This is a genomic window from Streptomyces sp. Ncost-T10-10d, from assembly GCF_900091955.1.
Taxonomy (GTDB): domain Bacteria; phylum Actinomycetota; class Actinomycetes; order Streptomycetales; family Streptomycetaceae; genus Streptomyces.
Window position 1 is genome coordinate 36,569 of record NZ_FMDF01000135.1, and the last position, 22,864, is coordinate 59,432.

General features: G+C 69.4%; 19 protein-coding genes, 2 tRNA genes and 1 pseudogene. 18 read left to right on the forward strand and 4 right to left on the reverse strand.

All coding sequences use genetic code 11. The features are described 5' to 3' along the window. Positions 1-87 precede the first annotated feature (87 nt). From GA0115254_RS44640 to GA0115254_RS22355, 7 genes are all read left to right on the forward strand, one after another. On the forward strand, positions 88-240 hold the full coding sequence (locus tag GA0115254_RS44640) for a hypothetical protein (protein ID WP_176740246.1): 153 nt from the start codon (positions 88-90) through the stop codon (positions 238-240). Positions 241-324: 84 nt separating this feature from the next. Then, entirely contained in the window at positions 325-489 is a 165-nt protein-coding gene (locus tag GA0115254_RS44645) for a hypothetical protein (RefSeq protein WP_093897070.1), read from the forward strand. A 38-nt stretch (positions 490-527) separates the two neighbouring features. Further along, a complete protein-coding gene (gene nadD, locus GA0115254_RS22335; RefSeq protein ID WP_093897071.1) occupies positions 528-1,145 on the forward strand; it encodes a nicotinate-nucleotide adenylyltransferase in 618 nt (205 codons plus the stop codon). 19 nt (positions 1,146-1,164) lie between these two features. Beyond that, positions 1,165-2,943 carry an LCP family protein gene (locus tag GA0115254_RS22340; RefSeq protein WP_093897072.1) on the forward strand — a complete coding sequence of 593 codons (1,779 nt, stop codon included), beginning with the start codon at positions 1,165-1,167 and terminating at the stop codon, positions 2,941-2,943. Positions 2,944-3,057: 114 nt separating this feature from the next. Further along, the gene (rsfS, locus tag GA0115254_RS22345) at positions 3,058-3,489 is read left to right on the forward strand and encodes a ribosome silencing factor (RefSeq protein ID WP_093897073.1); all 432 of its coding nucleotides are present in this window, start codon (positions 3,058-3,060) and stop codon (positions 3,487-3,489) included. Next, positions 3,486-4,139: a histidine phosphatase family protein gene (locus GA0115254_RS22350; RefSeq protein WP_093897074.1), complete on the forward strand. Its 654-nt coding sequence runs from the start codon at positions 3,486-3,488 to the stop codon at positions 4,137-4,139. Before rsfS ends, GA0115254_RS22350 begins: the two co-directional genes overlap by 4 nt. A 166-nt stretch (positions 4,140-4,305) precedes the next feature. Further along, positions 4,306-4,378: transfer RNA gene (locus GA0115254_RS22355), tRNA-Ala, on the forward strand. 106 nt (positions 4,379-4,484) lie between these two features. Here GA0115254_RS22355 and GA0115254_RS22360 read toward each other — a convergent pair. Continuing rightward, positions 4,485-5,342 (reverse strand): helix-turn-helix transcriptional regulator, encoded by an 858-nt coding sequence (locus GA0115254_RS22360; protein ID WP_093897075.1) that lies wholly within the window; start codon positions 5,340-5,342, stop codon positions 4,485-4,487. A gap of 108 nt (positions 5,343-5,450) precedes the next feature. On the opposite strand from GA0115254_RS22360, the gene GA0115254_RS22365 reads away from it, so the two are divergent. From GA0115254_RS22365 to GA0115254_RS22380, 3 genes are all read left to right on the forward strand, one after another. Beyond that, complete coding sequence (locus GA0115254_RS22365) at positions 5,451-6,902, forward strand: MFS transporter (RefSeq protein WP_176740247.1); 1,452 nt, start codon at positions 5,451-5,453, stop codon at positions 6,900-6,902. Positions 6,903-7,161: 259 nt separating this feature from the next. Next, on the forward strand, positions 7,162-7,395 hold the full coding sequence (locus tag GA0115254_RS22375; RefSeq protein ID WP_093897076.1) for a hypothetical protein: 234 nt from the start codon (positions 7,162-7,164) through the stop codon (positions 7,393-7,395). A 135-nt stretch (positions 7,396-7,530) separates the two neighbouring features. Continuing rightward, a tRNA-Ala gene (locus GA0115254_RS22380) sits at positions 7,531-7,603 on the forward strand. On the opposite strand, the pseudogene GA0115254_RS22385 reads toward GA0115254_RS22380, so the two are convergent. Then, a pseudogene (locus GA0115254_RS22385) lies at positions 7,585-8,301 on the reverse strand (NADH-ubiquinone oxidoreductase-F iron-sulfur binding region domain-containing protein); the annotation flags it as partial. The gene GA0115254_RS22380 and the pseudogene GA0115254_RS22385 overlap by 19 nt on opposite strands. A 617-nt stretch (positions 8,302-8,918) precedes the next feature. Between GA0115254_RS22385 and leuS the strand changes: the two are divergent. From leuS to GA0115254_RS22420, 6 genes are all read left to right on the forward strand, one after another. Beyond that, entirely contained in the window at positions 8,919-11,792 is a 2,874-nt protein-coding gene (gene leuS, locus GA0115254_RS22390) for a leucine--tRNA ligase (protein ID WP_093897077.1), read from the forward strand. Positions 11,793-11,990: 198 nt separating this feature from the next. Beyond that, on the forward strand, positions 11,991-12,716 hold the full coding sequence (locus tag GA0115254_RS22395; RefSeq protein WP_093897078.1) for a hypothetical protein: 726 nt from the start codon (positions 11,991-11,993) through the stop codon (positions 12,714-12,716). Between the two features lie 162 nt (positions 12,717-12,878). Continuing rightward, positions 12,879-13,724, forward strand: a complete 846-nt coding sequence (locus GA0115254_RS22400; protein ID WP_093897079.1) for a DegV family protein — start codon at positions 12,879-12,881, stop codon at positions 13,722-13,724. A gap of 548 nt (positions 13,725-14,272) precedes the next feature. Beyond that, positions 14,273-14,920, forward strand: a complete 648-nt coding sequence (locus GA0115254_RS47725; protein ID WP_370740925.1) for a ComEA family DNA-binding protein — start codon at positions 14,273-14,275, stop codon at positions 14,918-14,920. Further along, positions 14,917-17,490: a ComEC/Rec2 family competence protein gene (locus GA0115254_RS22415; protein ID WP_093897081.1), complete on the forward strand. Its 2,574-nt coding sequence runs from the start codon at positions 14,917-14,919 to the stop codon at positions 17,488-17,490. Before GA0115254_RS47725 ends, GA0115254_RS22415 begins: the two co-directional genes overlap by 4 nt. 250 nt (positions 17,491-17,740) lie before the next feature. After that, positions 17,741-18,625, forward strand: a complete 885-nt coding sequence (locus GA0115254_RS22420; protein ID WP_093897082.1) for a YceI family protein — start codon at positions 17,741-17,743, stop codon at positions 18,623-18,625. Positions 18,626-18,649: 24 nt separating this feature from the next. Here the strand turns inward: GA0115254_RS22420 and GA0115254_RS22425 are convergent, their stop codons facing one another. Beyond that, a complete protein-coding gene (locus tag GA0115254_RS22425; protein ID WP_176740249.1) occupies positions 18,650-18,895 on the reverse strand; it encodes a hypothetical protein in 246 nt (81 codons plus the stop codon). 77 nt (positions 18,896-18,972) lie between these two features. On the opposite strand from GA0115254_RS22425, the gene holA reads away from it, so the two are divergent. Then, positions 18,973-19,959, forward strand: coding sequence for a DNA polymerase III subunit delta (gene holA / locus GA0115254_RS22430; protein ID WP_093897084.1), 987 nt, complete (start codon positions 18,973-18,975; stop codon positions 19,957-19,959). A gap of 279 nt (positions 19,960-20,238) precedes the next feature. Here holA and rpsT read toward each other — a convergent pair whose 3' ends face one another. Continuing rightward, complete coding sequence (rpsT, locus tag GA0115254_RS22435; RefSeq protein WP_093897085.1) at positions 20,239-20,505, reverse strand: 30S ribosomal protein S20; 267 nt, start codon at positions 20,503-20,505, stop codon at positions 20,239-20,241. Between the two features lie 215 nt (positions 20,506-20,720). Here rpsT and lepA point away from each other — a divergent pair, with 215 nt between their 5' ends. Continuing rightward, entirely contained in the window at positions 20,721-22,595 is a 1,875-nt protein-coding gene (gene lepA / locus GA0115254_RS22440; protein WP_093897086.1) for a translation elongation factor 4, read from the forward strand. Positions 22,596-22,864: the final 269 nt, after the last annotated feature.

Here is a 22,864-nt window from a genome sequence, read left to right on the forward strand (position 1 = left end):
GACGTCGCTCGCCCCCTGACAAATCCCAGCGTAGGTGCTGGGGCTACGGTGTGCGGGGGGCTGTGGATAACTGAGGAGACGCCCGACATGCCGCATACCGTTGCTCTGCTTGCCGCCGCATCCGAGGACCAGGGGCCCGGCAACACGCTCCGTATCGTGCTGCTCGCCTCGCTCGTAGGAGCTGTCCTGCTCGGCTGGTTCCTGCTCCGCGGATACCGCAACGACGACAACAACGACTGAGTCGGCGTGAGCGTGCCCGGGGCGCCCGCATACGATGTGCGCGACGTCTTCCTTCCGACTCCCGATCGATAGGTCCTGCCGAAGATGAGCCTCACGAGCACCGCGCACCAGCTGGTCACTCTCGCCGCCGAGGGCGGCGAGCACGGTGGCAACCACGAAAGCCTCAGCCCGTATCTCACCGGGGGCGGTGCGTTCGTCGTGCTGCTGCTCCTGCTGTGGATCACCACTCGCTTCAACCGCGACCGCTGAGGCGAAGGCGTACAGCTGTGCCAGTAGGCTCTGCACGCATGGGAGAGCAGGAAGTGCCTACCGGCCGCGGAAAGCGCCGAATCGGCGTGATGGGCGGGACGTTTGACCCGATTCATCATGGACACCTGGTGGCGGCCAGCGAAGTGGCCGCCCAGTTCCACCTCGACGAGGTGATCTTCGTGCCGACCGGGCAGCCGTGGCAGAAGAGCCACAAGCACGTCTCCCCGGCCGAGGACCGCTATCTGATGACGGTCATCGCGACGGCGTCCAACCCGCAGTTCTCGGTCAGCCGGAGCGACATCGACCGCAGCGGGCCGACGTACACCATCGATACACTGCGGGACCTGCGCGCGATCCATGGCGACGCGGACCTCTTCTTCATCACCGGCGCCGACGCGCTCTCCCAGATCCTCACCTGGAGGGACGCCGACGAACTGTTCTCCCTCTCCCACTTCATCGGTGTGACGCGGCCGGGGCATGTGCTCGCGGACCCCGGGCTGCCGGAGGGCGGGGTCTCCCTCGTGGAGGTGCCCGCGCTCGCGATCTCGTCCACGGACTGCCGTGAGAGGGTCGCGCAGGGGGAGCCGGTCTGGTACTTGGTGCCGGACGGTGTGGTCCGCTACATCGACAAGCGCCAGCTGTACCGCGGCGAATGAGCCACGCAGAGGGGCACCGGTGAACGACCGACAGAACCCGTACGACCCGTACTACCAGCAGCCGCAGATCATCGGCTACGACGAGTACGGGCAGCCGGTGTATCAGCAGCCCGGACAGCAGTCGTACGACCCGTATGCGCCTCAGCAGTCCCAACAGGAGCCGCATCAGGCCGACCAGGGGTACGGATACGACCCGTACGCCCAGCCTCAGCAGCCGCAGCCGTACGACTCGTACGCCGCACCCCAGCAGCCGCAGCCGAACGACTCGTACGCCGCACCCCAGCAGCCGCAGCCGAACGACTCGTACGCCGCACCCCAGCAGCCGCAACAGCCTCAACAGCAGGCGTACGGCGGTTACGACGGCTATGGCTACGACACCGGCCGGCAGCCCGCCGCGGTCGACACCACCCAGCAGTGGAACATTCCGCAGCAGGCCGCCGCACAGCCGTCCCCGCCCGCACCCGCGCCGGCCCGGCAGGAGCCCGAGCCCGACTTCGAGGCCGCCCCGGAACCCGCCGTCCCCGGACAGCGCCGAGCCGACCGTGACTACGGCACAGAGCAGTTCTCCTTCATCGAGGAGCCCGACGAGGACTCCGAAGACGTCATCGACTGGCTGAAGTTCACCGAGAGCCGCAGCGAGCGGCGCGAAGAGGCACGGCGTCGCGGCCGCAACCGTGTGGTCGCGCTGATAGTCGTGGTGGTCCTGGTGGTGGTCGGCGGTATCGGCTACCTCTGGTCCGCCGGCAAGATCCCCGGCCTCTCCGGATCGGAGAAGGACAACACCGCATCGACGGGCCCGCAGCAGCGGGACGTCATCGTGGTCCATCTGCGCAACACCAAGAAGGGCGGCACCTCCACGGCGCTGCTCGTCGACAATGTGACGACCAAACAGGGGACCACGGTCCTGCTCCCCAACTCTCTCGCGGTCGCCAACGACGAGGGCGGCACGAGCACCCTCGGCAAGTCCGTCGAGGACGACGGCACCACGGGCACCCGCGATTCCATCGACACACTGCTCGGCACCAAGATCAGCGGCACATGGCGGCTCGACACCCCCTATCTGGAGACTCTCGTCGATCTGGTCGGCAACATCGAGGTCGACACCGACACCGAAGTGCCCGACGCGAAGAAGGGCGCTTCCCCCCTGGTGAAGAAGGGGGAGGCGCAGACCCTGAGCGGCCAGATGGCCGTTGCATACGCCACCTACCGGGCACCCGGTGAGGCCGAGGCGAAGCAGCTCATGCGGTTCGGGGAGGTCATGCGGGGCGTTCTGCGCAAGATCTCGGACGACCCGAAGACCGCCACGGTCACCGTGCAGACGCTGGCGCAGATCCTCGACCCGTCGCTCCCCGAAAAGGATCTCGGTGCCTCGCTGGCGAAGCTCGCCCAGCATGCCAAGGGCGGCGACTACAAGACGGCACTGCTGCCGGTGCAGGCCGACGGCACCCTCAGCGACGCAGCCACCGAGAGCGTCGTCAAGGACATCTTGGGTGGCACGGTGAAGGCTCCGGACGCCGGTGCGGCGGTGCGGGTCGGGATCAAGAACGCCACCGGTGACAAGGACGCCACACAGTCCGCCCAGATCAAGCTGGTCAACGGCGGCTATGCCTTCGTCGGTGGCGGAACGGCCGAGACCGCGGCGCTGTCCGAGGTCGTCTACAAGGCCGCGGCGGACAAGGACAAGGCGACGCAGGTCGCCAAGACCCTGGGCCTGCCGACGAGCGCGCTGAAGCAGGGCAAGCCCGCGGCGAACGCGGATGTGTCCGTCGTGCTCGGCCAGAACTACGCGATCAAATGACCGGGACCGCACCGCCCGGATGATGTCGATTCGATCTTCGAACGTTCGCTGCGTGGGCTGTCGGCGGTCCGTGAGACCCTAGAGGTTGATCTGACCGCCGACGAAAGCCTGCTTGTGACCGCCACGGACCGCTCCATCGAGCTCATCAACGCCGCCGCTCAGGCGGCCGCCGACCGGCTCGCGCACGACATCATCGCGTACGACGTCAGCGACGTGCTGTCGATCACAGACGCCTTCCTGCTGGCTTCGGCCCCCAACGACCGCCAGGTCAAGTCGATCGTCGACGAGATCGAGGAGCGGCTCCAGAAGGAACTCGGCGCCAAGCCGGTACGCCGTGAGGGCGACCGCGACGCGCGCTGGATCCTCCTCGACTACGTCGACATCGTCATCCATGTCCAGCACAGCGAGGAGCGTGTCTTCTACGCGCTGGAGCGCCTCTGGAAGGACTGCCCCGAGATCGCGCTCCCCGAGGACGCCGTCAAGACCCGGGGCAAGGCCGCGGAGCACGCGCAGCTCACCGGCAGCACGGAAGGTGAGCACAGCTGAACGGCAGCGGAAGCGGCAGGGGCCGCAGGATCGTCCTCTGGCGACACGGCCAGACGGCATGGAATCTGGAGCGCCGGTTCCAGGGCTCCACGGACATCGCGCTCACCGAGGTCGGCGTCGGGCAGGCCCGGCGGGCCGCCCGGCTGCTCGCCTCGCTGAAGCCGGCTGCGATCGTCGCCTCCGATCTGCAGCGGGCGGCGGCCACGGCCGCCGAGCTCGCCGCGATCACCGGCCTCGAAGTAGCGCACGACGCGGGACTGCGCGAGACCTACGCGGGCGCCTGGCAGGGCCTCACCCACGAGGAGATCGTCGAGCTGTACGGCGAGCAGTACGCCGCATGGAAGCGCGGCGAGCCGGTGCGTCGCGGCGGCGGTGAGCTGGAGACCGAGGTCGCCGACCGGGCCGCCCCCGTTGTACTCGGACACGCCGAGAAGCTGCCCGACAGCAGCACGCTCGTCGTGGTCAGCCATGGCGGCACCATCCGCACCACCATCGGCCGACTGCTGGGTCTGGAGGCGCACCACTGGGAAGGGCTCGGTGGGCTCTCCAACTGCTGCTGGTCGGTGCTGGGCGAGGGCGCGCGGGGCTGGCGCCTGCTGGAGCACAATGCCGGCACGCTGCCGGAGCCGGTGCTCGGCGACGACACCTAGGAGCGCCGGGTCCTGGGAGTGCCATCGACCTGCCTGCGGGGCGGGCCCGGACGGGGCTCGGAGGCCACCGCCGGGCGGCATCGGCCGGATTTCACTTTCTGGCTGGTCACAGGCTAAAGTTCTTCTTGTTCGCAGCGCGGAAACGCAGGGAAACACAGCGAACAGCGGGGCTATAGCTCAGTTGGTAGAGCGCCTGCATGGCATGCAGGAGGTCAGGAGTTCAATTCTCCTTAGCTCCACAATCAAGATCCCGTCCCCACCAGGGGGCGGGATCTTTGCGTTGCCCCTGACTGCCCGGTCTGGGGTTTCTTCCGACCGTCCGACACGCCCTGACCGTGCGTCCGGTCACGCGTCCCGGCGCCGCCGCAGCGCCGCCACCTGCTCGCCGCTCTCCTCGTCGGCCGGGGTGTAGGCCACGATCCGGCACTCCGGCAGCCCGTTGACGGACAGCGACACCGAAGTCATCCGTATCTCGTCGGTCGCCGCCCAGTGCCGGAAGGTCTTCACCCGCGGCCCCGGCGGGGCGACATCCCCGCTGCGCCACAGTTCGGCGAAGTACGGGCTGGCGGCCGAGAGCTGTTCGACGAACGATTCCCAGGCGGGCTCGCCCGTATGGCGTCCGTAGGCTCCCCGCAGCGTCGCCACCATGATCGGCAGTTCCCGGGTCCGGTGGACGACGGGACAGGCATCCTCGGCCACCGTGAACAGCGTCCACAGCACATTGCGTATGCCCGTTCCCGCCATTTCGGGGACGCCGAACAGGTTGCGGTAGGCGGGATTGGTGGCCAGGACGTCGTACCGAGTGTTGTAGACCGCGGCGGGGTGCGGATCGAGGGCGTCGATGATGCCCTGGATCTCGGGCCCCACCTCTATCGCGTCGGTCTGTCTGCCCGGGGCGTAGGCCACCTCCGCCAGGTGGTAGAGGTGTTCGCGCTCCGGCGCGTCCAGTCGCAGGGTGCGTGCCACGGCGTCCAGGACCTGTGGTGAGGCGTTGATCGGACGGCCCTGTTCCAGCCAGGTGTACCAGGTGACACCGATGCCGGAGAGCTGCGCGACCTCCTCGCGGCGCAGGCCCGGGGTGCGGCGGCGCAGCCCGGGTGCCATGCCCACATCGGCGGGTGTCACCCGCGCCCGGCGGTTGCGCAGAAAGGCCGCGAGCTCCGGACGCCTCCGGTGTTGCCCCTGCTGATGTGCCGTCACCATTGTCACACCCCCATCGTCGTTGCCCCGCATGGGAGTTGCCAGGTGCTGTCAGTACCAGCATCAGCGGGCTCTCGTTACCCGTATTCGACCGGGGTCAGGGTCTGTGCCATGACGACGACCTCAGAGGCGACTCCACGTTCCGTAACCAGTAAAGACGCCTCCACTGACAAACGCCCCGGCAGAGTGCTTGCCCTGGTGCTCGCGGCTCAGTTCATGGCGCTGCTCGACATCTTCATCGTCAACGTCGCCGCCTCGACGGTCCGGAGTGAACTCGGCGCATCCGGAGCGGGGTTGCAGCTCATCGTGGCCGGCTACACCATCACGTACGCCGTGCTGCTCATCACCGGCGCAAGGCTTGGCGGGCTGCTCGGACACGGCCGCGCTCATCTGGCCGGACTCGCCGTCTTCACGGCCGCCTCGCTGGCCTGCGGACTTGCCGCCGGAACCGGGCAGTTGATCGCCTTCCGGCTGATCCAGGGAGCAGGCGCGGCGGTGATGATTCCGCAGGTGCTCAGCCTCATTCAGCGCCACTTCGCCGGCGAGGCACGGGTCCGGGCGCTCGGTGCCTACAGCGCGGTGCTCGCCACCGGGGCGGCCGCCGGGCAGGTGGTCGGAGGGGTGCTGGTCAGCGCCGATCTGTTCGGCGCGGGCTGGCGGCCGGTCTTTCTGGTGAATGTGCCGATCGGGCTGGTTCTGCTGGTGCTCGGCATCCGTGTGCTGCCCGGCGAACCGCGTACGGGGGACACCAGGGCCCAGGCGCGCGCCCGCGGACTCGATCTGCCAGGGCTGGTGCTGCTCGCCGCAACCGTCACGCTGCTCACCGTCCCCCTGGTGCTCGGGCAGGAGTTGGACTGGCCGGTCTGGTCCTGGGTCTGCCTGATCGCCTCCGTGGGCTTCTTCGCCGGGTTCGTCGGTCATGAGTCACGGCTGGCCGCGCGCGGTGGTGCGCCCCTGATCGCGCCCAGGGTGCTGCGCATCCCCGGCATGGCGCGGGCGGCGCTGCGCATTCTTGTGGTGATGGCGATCAACGCGGGTTTCCTCTTTGCGATGACGCTGCACGTCCAGGGCGGTCTTGGCTACTCGGGGCTGCGCACGGGGCTGATGTTCGCACCGACCGCGCTGGTATTCGGTGTGATCGGGCTGACCTGGCGCCGGTGGCCCGCGAGGTTCCAAGGGGCCCTGGTTCCCGGCGGGTTCGCCCTGGTGGCCGTCGCCTCCGTGGCCATCGGGCTGCTGATGCGGGACGGCGGCGACGGCGGGCCCTGGCTGTACGTGGCCTTCGCGATCATGGGCAGCGGGATGGCACTGGGCTTCAGCCCCACCCTTACGGGGGCGTTGGCGAACGTGCGTCCGGAGGATGCTGCTGATGCAAGCGGTGTGCTGGTGACCGTCACCCAGCTCGGCCAGCTGATCGGCGTCGCGACATTCGGCACGCTCTATCTCAACCGCCTTGATATGTCAGGGGTGCAGGGGTCGGGGCAGGCCCTGTGGGAATGTGCTCTCGCACTGTCGGTGGCCGCGATCGCGGGCGCGTCGGTGGGTCTCGTACGGCGTCGGTGACCGGCCGGATGTCCGGCGGGCTGCCCCCCTTGCGGCGTCATGGCAGAATCGGAGCGCCGGAGGGGGCGACGGACCGAACGGGAGGGAGCGCGCGATGCCTGCGAGCCGCGACGAGGTCCCGGACCTGCTCCTTGTCCCCGAATGCCACGTCCGTGCCGGTCGTCCTGTCGGCGATCCGTCCCATGCAGTCCACATGCTCGGCGGGAACGGCGGAGTCTCCTGCGTGTGTACCGCCCGCGGCCGAAGCCGGAGCTGACTCATGGGTGCACACAGGCGGAAGTGCGACTGGTGCGGCAGCGGTACGCCCATCGTCAGGGACATGGATCCGATCAATCCGGAGTACCAGTACTGGTGCGAGGAGTGTGCGCGGGCGCTGGTCATAAAGGGCGACCCGATCGAGACCTACCGGGAGCTGGAGGGGGAGCCGATCTACGGGCGGCTGCTGGAGGAGCACTGCACGCTCAAGCGCTTCTACTCCTTCGCCACCGCGTGAACCCCCTCGCCACCAGTTGGCCAAGATGCCGCAAATTCGGTCAAAGGCGTGCAGGTGGGAAACGATTTGGTGGAGTGGCGGGGTCACCGGTAATGTTCTCGATGTCGCCACGGGGAACCGGGCGGCACACAGCACGGGGCTATAGCTCAGTTGGTAGAGCGCCTGCATGGCATGCAGGAGGTCAGGAGTTCAATTCTCCTTAGCTCCACAGTGAAGAAATGGGAAGCGGGTCATCCTCACAGGGTGACCCGCTTCTCGTCTACATACATCAATTGTGGTTGCTGCCAAGGCCTTCCGCCCGATGACCGGCGGCAGCGCGGGGAGTTCCGCCACCTCCTGCTCGATGCGGAGCGCCAGCGCGGGGCACCGGCGCACTGCGCGCTGTGCGCCCCCCCTCAGATGCATCGGAACCGATGCGTCCGCGAGCGCCGGGTAACCGTCGGGGCCCAGCCCGAACAACTCAGGGCCGATGTCCGCGCAGAGCCCGGGGCCCGGGCAGAGCGACCGGTCCACCGCCAGCCGCCCGCTACTCGGAATGGACTCCTCCAGGCGCTGTCGGCCGGGCGCGGGAAGGGGCAGAACCCCGAGCGTCTCGCGGCCGCAGCCGCCGTCAAGGACATGTGCCCCCAGGTCGTCCGTGAAGGCGGACAGCGCCGAGGTCAGAAAGCGCGCCGAGCTGTCCGGATGCTTGCACGCGCCCCGGCCCTTCACTGCCCGGGTCACTTCGCGCAGTGCCTCCAGGGCCGCCGGCCCGCCGCCGTTCAGCACGTCGGACAGCCCGCCCGCCGCGGTCGGCAGCCCCAGCTTGCATGGACCGCACTGGCCCGCGGTCTCGGCGGCGAGCCAGTGTGCCACCCGCAGGGACTCGCCGAGCGGGCAGCTCTCGGGCCCGATCGGCAGGATCGCAGGCCGGGGCGCCCGAGACACCCGACTCGGCGGCGCGCTCTCGGCGGCCGGGTGGCAGGGCGCGGCCGCAGCCCGCCGCAAGTCGTCGCTCCCTGCGGCGGCGAGCAGAGGGATGAGAACCAGCACGGTGACGGTCAGCCCGCCCTGCATGGGGCGGCTCACGCCCGGGCTCATGGTGGGGGCTGAGCGGATCTTGCGATGAGGGTTCATGGGGGGCGACTCCGAATGGTTCGGCAAAAAAGTTCGGCAAAGCGGTCCCGTTGCGGCATGCCAAGTCGCTCCATACCGACCAGTACGGCCTGTGATCGGTTGCCCCGGTACAGGGCGGTACGCGGAGTAACCCCCGCTTCCCGGACGTTCCGCTGTGCGGTTGCGCGCCCGTCCCGTCCACGGACCGGCCGGGCCCGGACCGGTTCCGGGCCCGTGCGGTACCCTGACGCCATGCGTGCCGTACGCCTTCTGCTTAGCGAGCCGCGCTGATCAGTCCCGACCGGTGAGAATGCCTGGTCGGAATCGGCGCGGCGTCCCCTCCTGTGCGAGGGGATTTTTCGTTTCCGTAGACGCGTGTCCGTAGACGTGGGCGCCGGCAGATGACGATCGATGGAGCTTTGAGGATCATGAGCGAGACGAATTCCGCAGCCGAGACGGCTGCGCCGCACCGCTACACGGCGGCGATGGCCGCCGACATCGAGGCACGCTGGCAGGACTTCTGGGACGCCGAGGGCACGTACGAGGCGCCGAATCCGACCGGTGACCTGGCGGGCAATCCGGAACTGGCCGCCAAGCCGAAGAAGTTCATCATGGACATGTTTCCGTACCCCTCGGGTGCGGGCCTGCACGTCGGTCACCCGCTGGGCTACATCGCCACCGATGTCTTCGCCCGCCACCAGCGGATGACCGGGCACAACGTGCTGCACACCCTGGGCTTCGACGCCTTCGGCCTGCCTGCGGAGCAGTACGCCGTGCAGACCGGCACGCACCCGCGGGTCTCCACCGAGACCAACATCGAGAACATGACCGCCCAGCTGCGCCGGCTGGGCCTGGGCCACGACAAGCGCCGCTCGTTCGCCACGATCGAGTCGGAGTACTACAAGTGGACGCAGTGGATCTTCCTGCAGATCTTCAACTCCTGGTACGACACCGAGGCCGACCGGGCCCGCCCGATCGCCGAGCTGGTGGCACAGTTCGAGAGCGGTTCGCGTCCCACCCCGGACGGCCGTGACTGGAGCGCGCTGAGCGCCGCCGAGCGCGCGGACGTCCTGGGCGAGTACCGCCTGGCGTACGCCTCCGACGCGCCGGTCAACTGGTCGCCGGGCCTGGGCACCGTACTGGCCAATGAAGAGGTGACGGCCGACGGCCGCTCCGAGCGGGGCAACTTCCCCGTATTCAAGGCCAAGCTGCGCCAGTGGAACATGCGCATCACCGCCTACGCCGACCGGCTGCTGAACGACCTGGACGGGCTGGACTGGCCCGAGGCCATCAAGCTGCAGCAGCGCAACTGGATCGGGCGTTCCGAAGGCGCACGCGTCGACTTCCCCGTCGACGGTGCGGGCGACATCACCGTCTTCACCACCCGCCAGGACACCCTGTTCGGTGCCACCTACATGGTGCTGGCGCCCGAGCACGAGCTGGTCGAGCGGATCATTCCGGCCGCCTGGCCCGAGGGCACCCACCCGGTGTGGACCGGCGGGCATGCGTCCCCGGCCGAGGCCGTCACCGCGTACCGCAAGCTGGCCGCCGCCAAGTCCGACGTGGAGCGCCAGGCCGAGGCCAAGGACAAGACCGGCGTCTTCACCGGTGCGTACGCGACCAACCCGGTCAGCGGCGAGAAGGTGCCCGTCTTCATCGCCGACTACGTCCTGATGGGTTACGGCACCGGCGCGATCATGGCCGTGCCGGCGCACGATGCGCGCGACTTCGCCTTCGCGCGCGCCTTCGAGCTGCCGATGCGCTGTGTCGTCGAGCCTTCGGACGACCGCGGCACGGACCCCTCGACGTGGGACGACGCCTTCGCCTCGTACGAAGCGAAGCTGGTCAACTCCGCCAATGACGAGATCTCGCTGGACGGCCTGGGCGTCGTCGACGCCAAGGCGAAGATCACCGAGTGGCTGAAGGCGCACGGCGTCGGTGAGGGCACCGTCAACTTCCGACTGCGCGACTGGCTGTTCAGCCGCCAGCGCTACTGGGGCGAGCCCTTCCCGATCGTCTACGACGAGGACGGCATCGCCCACCCGCTGCCCGAGTCGATGCTGCCCCTGGAGCTGCCGGAGGTCGACGACTACTCGCCGCGTACCTTCGACCCCGAGGACGCCGACACCCAGCCCGAGACCCCACTGTCCCGGAACGCCGACTGGGTCAACGTCACCCTGGACCTGGGCGACGGCGACGGCCCGAAGAAGTACCGCCGTGAGACCAACACCATGCCCAACTGGGCGGGATCCTGCTGGTACGAGCTGCGCTACCTGGACCCGAACAACGACCGGCAGCTGGTCGACCCGGCGATCGAGCAGTACTGGATGGGCCCGCGCGAGGGGCAGCCGACCGGTGGCGTCGACCTGTACGTCGGCGGCGCCGAGCATGCCGTACTGCACCTGCTGTACGCCCGCTTCTGGTCCAAGGTGCTGCACGACCTGGGGCACATCTCGTCCGCCGAGCCGTTCCACAAGCTGTACAACCAGGGCATGATCCAGGCGTTCGTCTACCGGGACAGCCGTGGCATCGCGGTCCCGGCGGCCGAGGTCGAGGAGCGGGACGGAAAGTTCTACTACCAGGGCGAGAAGGTCAGCCGCGTCCTGGGCAAGATGGGCAAGTCCCTGAAGAACGCTGTCACGCCGGATGAGATCTGCGCCGAGTACGGTGCCGACACGCTGCGCCTGTACGAGATGGCGATGGGCCCCCTGGACGTGTCGCGGCCGTGGGACACGCGTGCCGTCGTCGGTCAGTACCGGCTGCTGCAGCGACTGTGGCGCAATGTCGTGGACGAGGAGACCGGCGAGGTCACCGTCGTCGACACGGAGCCGGGCGAGGAGACGCTGCGGGCGCTGCACAAGGCGATCGACGGGGTCGGCCAGGACATGGCCGGGATGCGCTTCAACACGGCCATTGCCAAGGTCACCGAGCTGAACAACCACCTGACCAAGGCGGGCGGCCCGCTGTCCCGGAGTGTCGCGGAGTCGCTGGTACTGCTGGTGGCGCCGCTGGCGCCGCACATCGCCGAGGAGCTGTGGCGCCGACTGGGCCACACCGAGTCGGTCGTGCACCAGGACTTCCCGGTCGCCGACCCGGCGTACGTCGTGGACGAGACCGTGACCTGCGTCGTGCAGGTCAAGGGCAAGGTCAAGGCACGCCTGGAGATCTCTCCGTCGATTGCGGACGAGGAGCTGGAAGCACTGGCCCTGGCCGACCCCGCCGTGGTGGCGGCGCTGGGCGGCGCGGGAATCCGCAAGGTGATCGTGCGCGCGCCGAAGCTGGTCAACATCGTCCCGGCGTGACGCCGCTGACGGTCCCGCGCGTGCGTGCTCATCGTCCCCGCGCGACGGTTGTCGGGTAACCGCTGATTGCTGTACGGCGGTGTGGGGGCATTCCCCTACGGGCAGGTTGGGGGTTCCGAAGGAACCCTCGGCCTGCCCTTTCCGTTTACGGTGGAGGGGCCGGCACCCGGCAGCCGAAACGACATCCGAGGGGCGCTCATGGAAGCCGTGATCCTGATTCTGGGGTTGCTCTTTTTCGCCTTCATCGCCCTGGGCGTGTACGTGGGCGTCAAGGCCATCGGCGCGGCGAAGCGGGGTGTCGACCGTACGATCACCCAGGCGCGCCGCACCGTCGAGGACACCACGCTGCGGGCGAAGAGCTATGGCCAGGTGGGAGTGGTCGGGGAGCTGGCACAGCTGCGGCTCGCGCTGCGCACATCCATGCGGGCCACGCAGGAGGCGTTGCAGTCGGGAGTCGCCGAGGATGCCTCGCTCTCGGAGTCACTGGGCCTCTTCCAGCGGCTGAGTGTGCACGGGCGCGAGCTGGACGACGAGCTGAAGAAACTGGAGCGCGAGCCCGACCGGGCGACGGTCGCTTCGCTGCTGCCGGGACTGAAGCAGCGTACGGAGCGGATCACGCACTCTGCGGATTCGCTGCGGTGGGCCGCGCGGGACCGGGCGCGGCAGTTCACCGACGACGATCTGGACGCGCTGAATGCGCAGATCGATGTGGAGGCCGGGGCGCTGCGGCACTGGACGGTGGAGCCGGACGAGCCGGTCCACGGGCAGGGGAAGCCGCAGGGCGACGGTCGCGACCAGGGGCAGCGGCAAGGTCAGGGGTGGGGGCCGGCCGATGATGTGGCACAGGCGATCACGGCTTCGGACCCGCGACGGCAGACCGAATACCCGTGGCAGAAGGCGGCTCGGCCCGAAACGACGAACTGAGGCGTTCGATGACCGGCGGTGAGGCGTCCGATGACCGGCGGTGAGGCGTTCGATGACCGACGGTGACAGGAAGCGGTCCGAAGCGATCGGGAGCGATCGGGAGCGATCACTCGGTCGGGGTCGGACTGCCGAGCCGCAGACTCGCCAGGTAACCTCCCGCTCATGTCCCGCCATGTCGCGATCGTCACCGATTCCACGGCCTACCTGCCGCCCGAGGCGATGGAGCGGCACGGCATCACCGCGGTGCCGCTGACCGTCGTCCTCGGTGATCAGGCTCTGGAGGACGGCACCGAGATCTCGGCGCGTTCCCTCGCGGTGGCGCTCCAGAAGCGTCGCCCCGTGACGACTTCCCGCCCCAGCCCGGAGGTCTTCGCCGCCGCGTACCGGGCGGTGGCCGGGGCCGGAGCCACCGGCATCGTCTCGCTGCACCTCTCGGCCGAGATCTCGGGTACGTACGACGCGGCTCTGCTCGCGGCGAAGGACGCACCGGTTCCGGTGCGGGTGGTGGACACCGGGATGGTCGCCATGGCCCTCGGGTTCTGCGCCCTGGCGGCGGCGGAGACGGCAGAGGCGGGCGGAAGCCTGGACGAGGCCGTCGCAAACGCGGAGAAGCGGGCAGCGGGCACCTCCGCGTACTTCTACGTCGACACGCTGGACTATCTGCGCCGTGGCGGTCGTATCGGTGCCGCGCAGGCTCTGCTGGGATCGGCGCTCGCCGTGAAGCCGCTGCTCCAGCTGGACGGCGGCCGTATCGAACTGCTGGAGAAGGTACGGACGGCCTCGAAGGCGATCGCGCGCCTGGAGGAGATTGTCGCGGAACAGGCGGGCAGCAGCCGGGTGGACATCGCCGTGCATCACCTGGCGGCACCCGAGCGGGCCGAGCGGCTCGCCGAGCGGCTGCGTGAGCGGGTGCCGGGTCTTGTCGATCTGCATGTCAGCGAGGTGGGCGCGGTGATCGGTGCGCACACCGGGCCCGGTCTGCTCGGGGCAGTGGTTTCGCCGCGCTGAAGCCGGTTCGCCGACGTCACCCCTCGGGGTGGTCGAGTTATCCACAACTGGTCGGTTGTCCACCGAAATTGGGCCTGCTCAGCGGGTCCGTACAGATGTGCCTACCGTCGTGAGGCATGGCTCCCCGATCACATCGTGCAACCAGCGGAAGCGGCAGCGGCCCCGGCCGCCCCCCGGCCTCGGACGGGCGCGCCCCTGGCGGTCCCGGCCTCGGACCCGGACGGCGACGGTCGTCGCGCGGGCGTGCTGACGTCGTAGCGGCGGCTTCGCGCCGTCGGGCGGACGCCCTCATGGGAGGTGCGTACGGCGGACGCGTCGCGCGGCCTGCGCTGGGGGTGGCTTCGGCTCCCGCTCCGGTCTCGGCCCCGAGTCCGCCCTCGACGCCAAGTCCCGCTCCGGCTACGGCTCCTGAGCCGACCCCGACCCCGACCCCGACCCCGACCCCGACCCCGACCCCGGCGCACGTCGCCAGGGTGCCGGGGCGGTGGGAGAGGCTGGTTCCGGCACTGCGGGAGCGGATTCCGGTGTGGCTTCAGCTCAGATGTGGTTTGGAGCCAAGGACCCTTGCCGCACTGGCCGTTGTCCTGATCGCGGCCGCGGTCTTCGCCGCGGTGCATTTCTGGTCCGCGCGCCCCCACTCCGTACGCGCTCCTGATCCGGTCAACGAGGCTGCGCACGTAGGGACTTCGGGCCCGGTGACGGATGGTGCCGGAGTGCCCGGGTCGTCACCGGGGCCGCCACCGACGACGGGGCCGGGCGGGCACATCGTGGTCGATGTGAGCGGGAAGGTGCGAAGTCCGGGGATCCATCAACTGCCGTCCGGTGCAAGGGTCGCCGATGCGCTGCGTGCGGCGGGTGGGGCCCGGCCGGGTGTCGACCTCAGCGGGATCAACAGGGCGCGGGTGCTCATGGACGGGGAGCAGATCGTGGTGGGCGCCCCGCCCGGCCCTCCTGCCGCCGCCAGTACGGGAGGAGCCGCTGCGGGCGGCGGCAGCCCCACGAGCGGACCGGTCAGCCTCAACCGCGCGACCCTGGAACAACTCGACACCCTGCCGGGCGTCGGCCCGGTTCTCGCCCAGCACATCGTCGACTACCGCACACAGCACGGCGGTTTCCGTTCCGTCGATGAGCTCCGCGAGGTCAACGGGATCGGTGACCGCCGGTTCGCCGACCTCCAACCGCTGGTGGGGCCATGAACCCCCCGGACATCCATGCGGCGTCGGGTCGGAGGCTGGGTGCCTCCGACCCGCGGCAGGAGGGCCCGGTCGACCTCCGGCTGGTCCCGCCGGCCATGGCGGCCTGGGCCGGAGCGGCGCTCGCACTGAGCGCGCCGGGGCGGTGGACGACGGCGGGCGTGATGCTCTGCATCGGCGCAGCCATGGTGCTCCTGGCGATGTCGGGAGCATCGGCGACCCGTGCGATGCGCAGGCTGACGGCGGACGCCGGGGGAGGGGCGACGGACGACGAGAGTGTGGTGCGCAACCGGCGGCGGCTGCACACCACCGCTACTGCTACTGCTGCGGCGCTGCTCTGTGCGGCGGCCGGGGCCGCGTCGGCCGGGTTGCACGGCGCGGATGCGCGGCAGGGGCCGATCCACGGGCTGGCCCAGCGATTCGCGAGGGTCGAGGCGGAGGTGACGGTGACGACCGACGCCCGGCAGACCCAGCCCCGGGTGAGAGGCGATCACAGCACGCCCGCCTCGCTCCTCCTGGACGCCGAGATCACGCGGCTGACCGGACCCGACGGCGCGGTCACCCGGCTTCGTACACCGGTGCTGCTGATCGTCTCGCCCGGCGAATCAATGGCCCGGTGGCAGCAGTTGCTCCCTTCCACGCAACTGCACATCGGCGGCCGACTGGCGCCACCGATGCACGAAGGGGAGCGCAACGCCGCCGTACTGCGGCCCGAGGGCAAAGGCCCGCCCCGCATCACCGGGCCACCTTCCTTTCTCCAGCGCACCGCGGGTGCTCTGCGTGGCGGTCTGCGGCAGGCGACCGAGGGGCTGGATCCCGATGCGCGGGCGCTTCTGCCGGGCCTTGTGGTCGGCGACACCTCACGGGTCACCCCCGAACTGCACGAAGCCTTCCAAGCAGCCGACCTCACCCACCTGATGGCGGTCTCCGGTGCCAACCTGGCGATCCTGCTCGTCATCCTGATCGGACCGCCGGGCACAGCGTCGCGCATCGAACGGCGTGGTCTGGCACCCCGGTTGGGGATCTCGCTGAGAGTGACGGCGATGCTCGGCGGCGGGCTCACGCTCGCCTTCGTCATCGTCTGCCGACCTGAGCCGAGCGTGCTGCGGTCCGCGGCCTGCGGACTGATCACCCTGCTTGCCATCGGCACGGGGCGGCGCAGATCACTGATCCCCGCGCTGGCCGCCGCGGTTCTGCTGCTGGTGCTGTACGACCCGTGGATGGCGCGCAGTTACGGCTTCGTCCTCTCCGTCCTGGCCACCGGCGCCCTGCTCACCATCGCCCCGAAGTGGAGCGACGGGCTGCAACGGCGCCGGGTTCCTCCCAGGCTCGCCGAGGCACTGGCCGCAGCCGCCGCGGCGCAGGCGGTGTGCGCACCGGTCGTCGTGCTGCTTGCTTCCCGGGTCAGCCTGGTGGCGATCCCGTGCAATCTGCTGGCCGAGTTCGCGGTGGCGCCTGCCACGGTCCTGGGGTTCGCCGCGCTCGCCCTGGCGCCGGTGGCCATGCCGGTGGCAGAGCTGCTCGCCCGGATCGCGGGATGGCCGACCGGGTGGATCGCCTCGGTGGCCCGCACCGGAGCGGCCCTGCCGGGGGCGGAGATCGACTGGCCCGACGGCGGGAAGGGCGCGCTGCTGCTCGCCGCGCTGACAGCTCTGGTGGTGCTGTTCGCCCGTCGTATCGTGCGCCACCCCTGGGTCTGTTCGGCCGCCGCGCTGCTGCTGATCCTTGCGGTGCTGCGCCCGGTGCCGCTCACCCGGGTGCTGACCGGATGGCCGCCGCCGGGCTGGGCGTTCGCGATGTGCGACGTGGGGCAGGGCGACGCCCTGGTGCTGGCCGCAGGGGACGGCACGGGTGTGGTCGTCGACACCGGTCCCGATCCCCGGCTCGCCGACCGGTGCCTGCGCGACCTGGGTATCACCGAGGTACCGCTCCTGGTCCTCACGCACTTCCACGCGGACCATGTACGGGGGTTGCCCGGTGTGTTGCGCGGCAGAGCGGTGGGGGCGATCCAGACGACGAGCCTGGACGAACCGTCGGACCAGGTCGCGTTCGTACGGAGAACGGCTGCCGCGTCGGGTGTCCCCCTGGTGCGGGCCGTCCCCGGTGAACGCCGCCGGATCGGCCCGCTCGACTGGCGGGTCCTCTGGCCGCCGGGCGGGACGGGGGATGGTGGTGCATCGCCGGACCTGGGGGCCGGGCCCGTACCGCAGGAGCCGAATGACGCCAGTGTCACCCTGTACGTCCGGTCCGGCGGGCTGACCCTGTTGCTCCTGGGCGACCTCGAACCTCCTTCCCAGCAGGGGCTGTTGCTCAGGCATCCCGCGCTGCCACGAGTGGACGTTCTCAAGGTCGCCCATCACGGCTCCGCCCACCAGGACCCTGCTCTGCTGCGCAGCGCGCACCCGAGACTCGCCCTGGTGAGCGTGGGCAGGGACAACCCGTACGGTCACCCGGCCGCACGCACCGTCGATGCGCTCAGAGCCGGCGGAGCGGTGGTGCTGCGTACGGACACCGACGGTGCGATCGCCGTGACGGGCGCAGGGCGGGGGCTGCGGGCGGTGGGTCGGTCATGAGTACTGTCCGATTGAGTGACGGGCGCAGCATGCGACTCAGCGATGCGCACAGAATGAGTGACGCGAACAACAAATGGAACAGTCAATTCGGACCTTCGGTAACACCTCTACCCAAGCCCTTGCGAGCTGCTCTGTTTGCCTCGAACGCCACAATGGTGATCGAATGCATGCTCGTCGGTGGGCCGCTGCTCCGACGAGGACGTCCAGCCGTCAGGCCCCAAGGTGAATCGCCCCCGGGGGTAGGTAGAAGATGTTCGGCCGTTGGCTGGGAAGCAGGGGAGCGGCGGGTGCCGTGCGCGGCAACGCCCTCACGGGACTTGAGATGCCGCGCACTGCCGGAGTGCTCAGTTGCCGAGTGCTCGACCCTGTCAATGAGGTCGTGCAGCAGGCCGAGTTCGTGGTCACGGACAGCGTGGGCCGCAAGGTCTTCGGCGGTGAGACGGACCCGTACGGCAGTGTCCTTGCCACCGTCCCGGCCGGCGAATACCGGCTGGCCGTCACGGCTGAGGGCTTCACCCCGTTCCACGGCGCGGCCACGGTCGTCGAGGGAGGCCATGCGAGCCTCGGCGATGTGACCCTGCAACTGTCCGCGCCCCCGCAGCTGCCGGACCCCGGGGAGTGGGAGGTCGAGCCGATGCACTCGCAGATCGGCTTCACGGCCCGGCACATCGGCATGGCGCGTATCCACGGCCGGTTCAACACCTTCGCCGGTGCTGTCCGGATCGCCGACCGCATGGAGAACTCGGCCATGCACGTGATCATCGATGCCGCGTCGATAGACACGAATGTCCAGATGCGCGACGACCATCTGCGCTCCAGTGACTTCCTCGACGTCGGGCGCTATCCGACGCTGGAGTTCTACAGCGACCGATTCGTCCACCGCGGCGGTACCCGCTGGGGTGTGACCGGCGCGCTCACGCTGCACGGCGTCAGCCGTACGGTCACGCTGGACACCCAGTACCTCGGAGTGGGCAACGGCTTGGAGGGCGAGACCCGCGCCGCCTGCCGGGCCACCACGGAGCTGCACCGCGAGGACTTCACCCTCACCTGGCAGACGATGCTGGCTCGCGGTATCGCGGCCGTCGGCTCCAGCATCTCCATCGACATGGACATCCAGATCGTCCCCAAGAGCTGAGCCCCTGCGTGCTGGGGCGCCCTTCTAGGGCGCCTCGAGCCACCCCTCGTACTCCGCGGCGAACGCATCGAGCGCCAAGGAGTCCAGCCGCCCCGACGGGTCCTCCACGACCACCAGCCACTGTGCGTCCTCGGCATCGTCCTCGCCGGCCAGTGCATCACGTACGAGCTGGGGTTCCTCGGTGACACCGAAGCGGTCACCGAGTTCCGCGGCCACCTCCTCCGCGGCATCGCGGTCGGGCAGCACCAGCACATGTCTCACATCGCTCACCTGCCCATTCTCCCGTACGGCGTACGCCGTTGCTCCGGCGACGGGGTTGTCAGTGGCGCGTGGGATGCTGGACGACGATGGCCACCAGAAGGAATTCCACCGACGATCCGCTCGCCCCCCTCACGCTCGCCGTGGGCCAGGAGGACCTGCTCCTCGACCGCGCCGTGCAGCAGGTGGTGGCGGCGGCCCGTGCCTCCGACCCCGACACGGATGTCCGCGATCTGACCTCCGACCAGCTCCAGCCCGGCACCCTTGCCGAGCTGACGAGCCCGTCGCTCTTCGCCGAGCGCAAGGTGGTGATCGTGCGCAATGCGCAGGATCTCTCCGCCGACACGATCAAGGACGTCAAGGCGTACCTCGGCGATCCGGTCGAGGAGATCACCCTCGTTCTGCTGCATGCGGGCGGAGCCAAGGGCAAGGGCCTGCTGGACGCGGCTCGCAAGGCCGGGGCGCGGGAGGTCGCGTGTCCGAAGACGACCAAGCCGGCCGAGCGGCTCTCGTTCGTGCGGTCGGAGTTCCGGGCGCTGGGGCGCTCGGCGACGCCCGAGGCGTGCCAGGCGCTGGTCGACTCCATCGGCAGTGATCTGCGGGAGCTGGCGAGTGCGGTCTCGCAGCTCGTCGCGGATGTCGAGGGCACGATCGACGAGGCGGTCGTCGCCCGTTACTACACGGGCCGTGCGGAGGCATCGAGTTTCACGGTCGCCGACCGCGCAGTGGAGGGGCGGGCCGCGGAGGCGCTCGAGGCGTTGCGCTGGTCGCTGTCCACCGGAGTGGCACCCGTGCTGATCACCAGCGCGCTGGCGCAGGGCGTACGGGCGATCGGAAAGCTGTCCTCGGCGCGCGGAGGGCGGCCCGCGGACCTCGCCCGTGAGCTGGGCATGCCGCCGTGGAAGATCGACCGGGTGCGCCAGCAGATGCGTGGGTGGACGCCGGACGGCGTGGCGGTGGCGCTGCGGGCGGTCGCGGATGCGGACGCGGGCGTCAAGGGGGGCGGCGACGATCCGGAGTACGCGCTGGAGAAGGCTGTGGTCGCGGTGGCGCGGGCGGCGCGGTCGGGGCGGTAGCCGGTCCGGCGAGGGCGCCGGGTTCGTCCGGCGGCTGCTCTGCCCTCAAGCGCCGGACGGGCTCACACGGCCGGACGGGCTCGAAACCGGACGGGCTCGAAGCGCGTACACGCCGAAGGCCCCGGGCCTCGCTCTGGGGAGAGCGGGGCCCGGGGCCTTCGATTCACGCTTGGTGCGCCGCACCCGCGTGGCGAACGCAGGTTCGGTGTGCGGCGCGGGGGCCGGGCAGGGGCGGGAGAGAGGGCCCGCTGGTCCGTTCCGGCAGTTACATCAGAAAGCTCAGCCCTGGAGGGAGGCAACCTTGGACGCCAGCGCCGACTTCTTGTTGGCGGCGGCGTTCTTGTGGATGACACCCTTCGAGACGGCCTTGTCGAGCGCACGGGAGGCGTCGCGAGCGGCCGTGGTGGCCTTCTCGACGTCACCGGCGACGGCAGCCTCACGGGCCTTGCGGATAGCGGTCTTGAGCGAGGACTTGACGGCCTTGTTGCGCAGGCGCGCCTTCTCGTTCGTCTTGTTCCGCTTGATCTGGGACTTGATGTTCGCCACGAAAGAGCCTTTTCAGGTTCGTTGGATCTTCGATGTGCGCCCCACGGCCTGAGAGAGTCGTGAGACACAGCTGTCAACGGTACCAGCCCCACTCCGACCGGCCCAAACCGGTCTCCGCCCCGCAACCATGGGACGATGGAGGCTACGTATCGATCCGACCGAACCGACATCGACCCGAGACACGGCGTTCGGCGTCTCAAGAATCAGGACCCTGCGTGCCCGCGACTCCTACCAACGTGCCCGAGCCGAGCCGTACCGACCCGGCGCTGATCCGCAACTTCTGCATCATCGCGCACATCGACCACGGCAAGTCGACCCTTGCCGACCGGATGCTTCAGCTGACGGGTGTGGTCGACCAGCGGCAGATGCGCGCTCAGTACCTCGACCGGATGGACATCGAGCGCGAGCGCGGCATCACCATCAAGTCCCAGGCGGTACGTCTGCCCTGGGCGCCCAACACGGGCGAGGACCAGGGCCGCACCCATGTCCTCAACATGATCGACACCCCGGGCCACGTGGACTTCACCTATGAGGTCTCCCGCTCGCTCGCCGCCTGCGAGGGCACGATCCTGCTGGTCGACGCCGCGCAGGGCATCGAGGCCCAGACGCTGGCCAACCTCTACCTGGCGATGGAGAACGACCTCACCATCGTCCCGGTACTCAACAAGATCGACCTGCCGGCCGCGCAGCCCGAGAAGTTCTCCGAGGAGCTGGCCAACCTCATCGGCTGCCAGCCGGAGGACGTGCTCAAGGTCTCCGCGAAGACCGGTGTCGGCGTGGACGTGCTGCTCGACCGGGTGGTCAAGGACGTCCCGGCCCCGATCGGCCGGGCCGATGCCCCCGCCCGCGCGATGATCTTCGACTCGGTCTACGACTCGTACCGCGGCGTCGTCACGTACGTCCGTGTCGTCGATGGTCAGCTCAACAAGCGTGAGCGCATCAGGATGATGTCCACCGGTGCCACCCACGAGCTGCTGGAGATCGGGGTCTCCTCTCCGGAGATGACCCCGGCCGACGGCCTCGGTGTGGGCGAAGTGGGCTACATCATCACCGGTGTGAAGGACGTCCGGCAGTCCAAGGTCGGTGACACCATCACCTCCCTGAGCAAGGGCGCGACCGAGGCGCTGGGCGGCTACAAGGACCCCAAGCCGATGGTGTTCTCGGGTCTGTACCCGCTGGACGGCTCGGACTACCCGGACCTGCGCGAGGCGCTCGACAAACTCCAGCTCAACGACGCCGCCCTGGTGTACGAGCCGGAGACCTCCGCCGCGCTCGGCTTCGGCTTCCGCGTCGGCTTCCTCGGTCTGCTCCACCTCGATGTGATCCGCGAGCGGCTGGAGCGCGAGTTCGGTCTCGAACTCATCGCCACCGCGCCCAACGTGGTCTACCGCGTCGAGATGGAGGACGGCACCGAGCACACCGTCACCAACCCGAGCGAATTCCCCGAGGGCAAGATCGACAAGGTGCACGAGCCCGTCGTGCGCGCCACGGTCCTGGCCCCCAGCGAGTTCATCGGCGCGATCATGGAGCTCTGCCAGAACCGGCGCGGCACCCTGCTCGGCATGGACTACCTCTCCGAGGACCGGGTCGAGATCCGCTACACCCTGCCGCTCGCCGAGATCGTCTTCGACTTCTTCGACCAGCTGAAGTCCAAGACGCGGGGCTATGCCTCCCTCGACTACGAGCCCACCGGCGAGCAGTCCGCCCAGCTCGTCAAGGTCGACATCCTGCTGCACGGCGACAAGGTCGACGCGTTCTCCGCGGTCACGCACAAGGACAAGGCGTACGCGTACGGCGTGCGGCTCGTCGCCAAGCTGCGCGAGCTGATTCCGCGGCAGAACTTCGAGGTGCCGATCCAGGCCGCCATCGGCTCCCGGGTCATCGCCCGTGAGACAGTCCGCGCCATCCGCAAGGACGTCCTCGCCAAGTGCTACGGCGGTGACATCTCCCGTAAGCGGAAGCTGCTGGAGAAGCAGAAGGAAGGCAAGAAGCGGATGAAGATGGTCGGCAATGTGGAGGTGCCGCAGGAGGCCTTCATCGCCGTGCTGTCGACGGACGAGTCGGGTGGGGACGGCAAGGCCAAGAAGTAGCTTCCGCCGCAAGGCCGAGAAGCAACTGCCGCCCCGGCCGTCACCCCGGTTCCGTCCGTTCCTACCCGGTGGTAGCCAAACGGGCCCCTGCGTCGCAGCGCACTGCGACGCAGGGGCCCGTTTGTTATGAAGCGGCGGCCCATTGCCCCTTACGCGGCGGACGCGGGCGCTCTACCCTGATCACGGCCTCGTAGTTACTCGCCAGTTAAACAAGCAGGGCCGAGCGCCGCAGGACAAGCAACAGCACAAGCACCGCAGGACCAAGTAAC

Excerpts from the sequence above, each read along its gene's own strand:
- leuS (WP_093897077.1), top strand. The coding sequence starts at position 8,919 with ATGAGCGAGACGAATTCCGCAGCCGAGACGGCTGCGCCGCACCGCTAC.
- holA (WP_093897084.1), top strand. The coding sequence starts at position 18,973 with ATGGCCACCAGAAGGAATTCCACCGACGATCCGCTCGCCCCCCTCACG.
- GA0115254_RS22365 (WP_176740247.1), top strand. The coding sequence starts at position 5,451 with ATGACGACGACCTCAGAGGCGACTCCACGTTCCGTAACCAGTAAAGAC.
- GA0115254_RS22395 (WP_093897078.1), top strand. The coding sequence starts at position 11,991 with ATGGAAGCCGTGATCCTGATTCTGGGGTTGCTCTTTTTCGCCTTCATC.
- GA0115254_RS22375 (WP_093897076.1), top strand. The coding sequence starts at position 7,162 with ATGGGTGCACACAGGCGGAAGTGCGACTGGTGCGGCAGCGGTACGCCC.
- GA0115254_RS22420 (WP_093897082.1), top strand. The coding sequence starts at position 17,741 with ATGTTCGGCCGTTGGCTGGGAAGCAGGGGAGCGGCGGGTGCCGTGCGC.
- GA0115254_RS44640 (WP_176740246.1), top strand. The coding sequence starts at position 88 with ATGCCGCATACCGTTGCTCTGCTTGCCGCCGCATCCGAGGACCAGGGG.
- GA0115254_RS22400 (WP_093897079.1), top strand. The coding sequence starts at position 12,879 with ATGTCCCGCCATGTCGCGATCGTCACCGATTCCACGGCCTACCTGCCG.
- GA0115254_RS22415 (WP_093897081.1), top strand. The coding sequence starts at position 14,917 with ATGAACCCCCCGGACATCCATGCGGCGTCGGGTCGGAGGCTGGGTGCC.
- GA0115254_RS22360 (WP_093897075.1), bottom strand. The coding sequence starts at position 5,342 with ATGGTGACGGCACATCAGCAGGGGCAACACCGGAGGCGTCCGGAGCTC.
- nadD (WP_093897071.1), top strand. The coding sequence starts at position 528 with ATGGGAGAGCAGGAAGTGCCTACCGGCCGCGGAAAGCGCCGAATCGGC.
- GA0115254_RS44645 (WP_093897070.1), top strand. The coding sequence starts at position 325 with ATGAGCCTCACGAGCACCGCGCACCAGCTGGTCACTCTCGCCGCCGAG.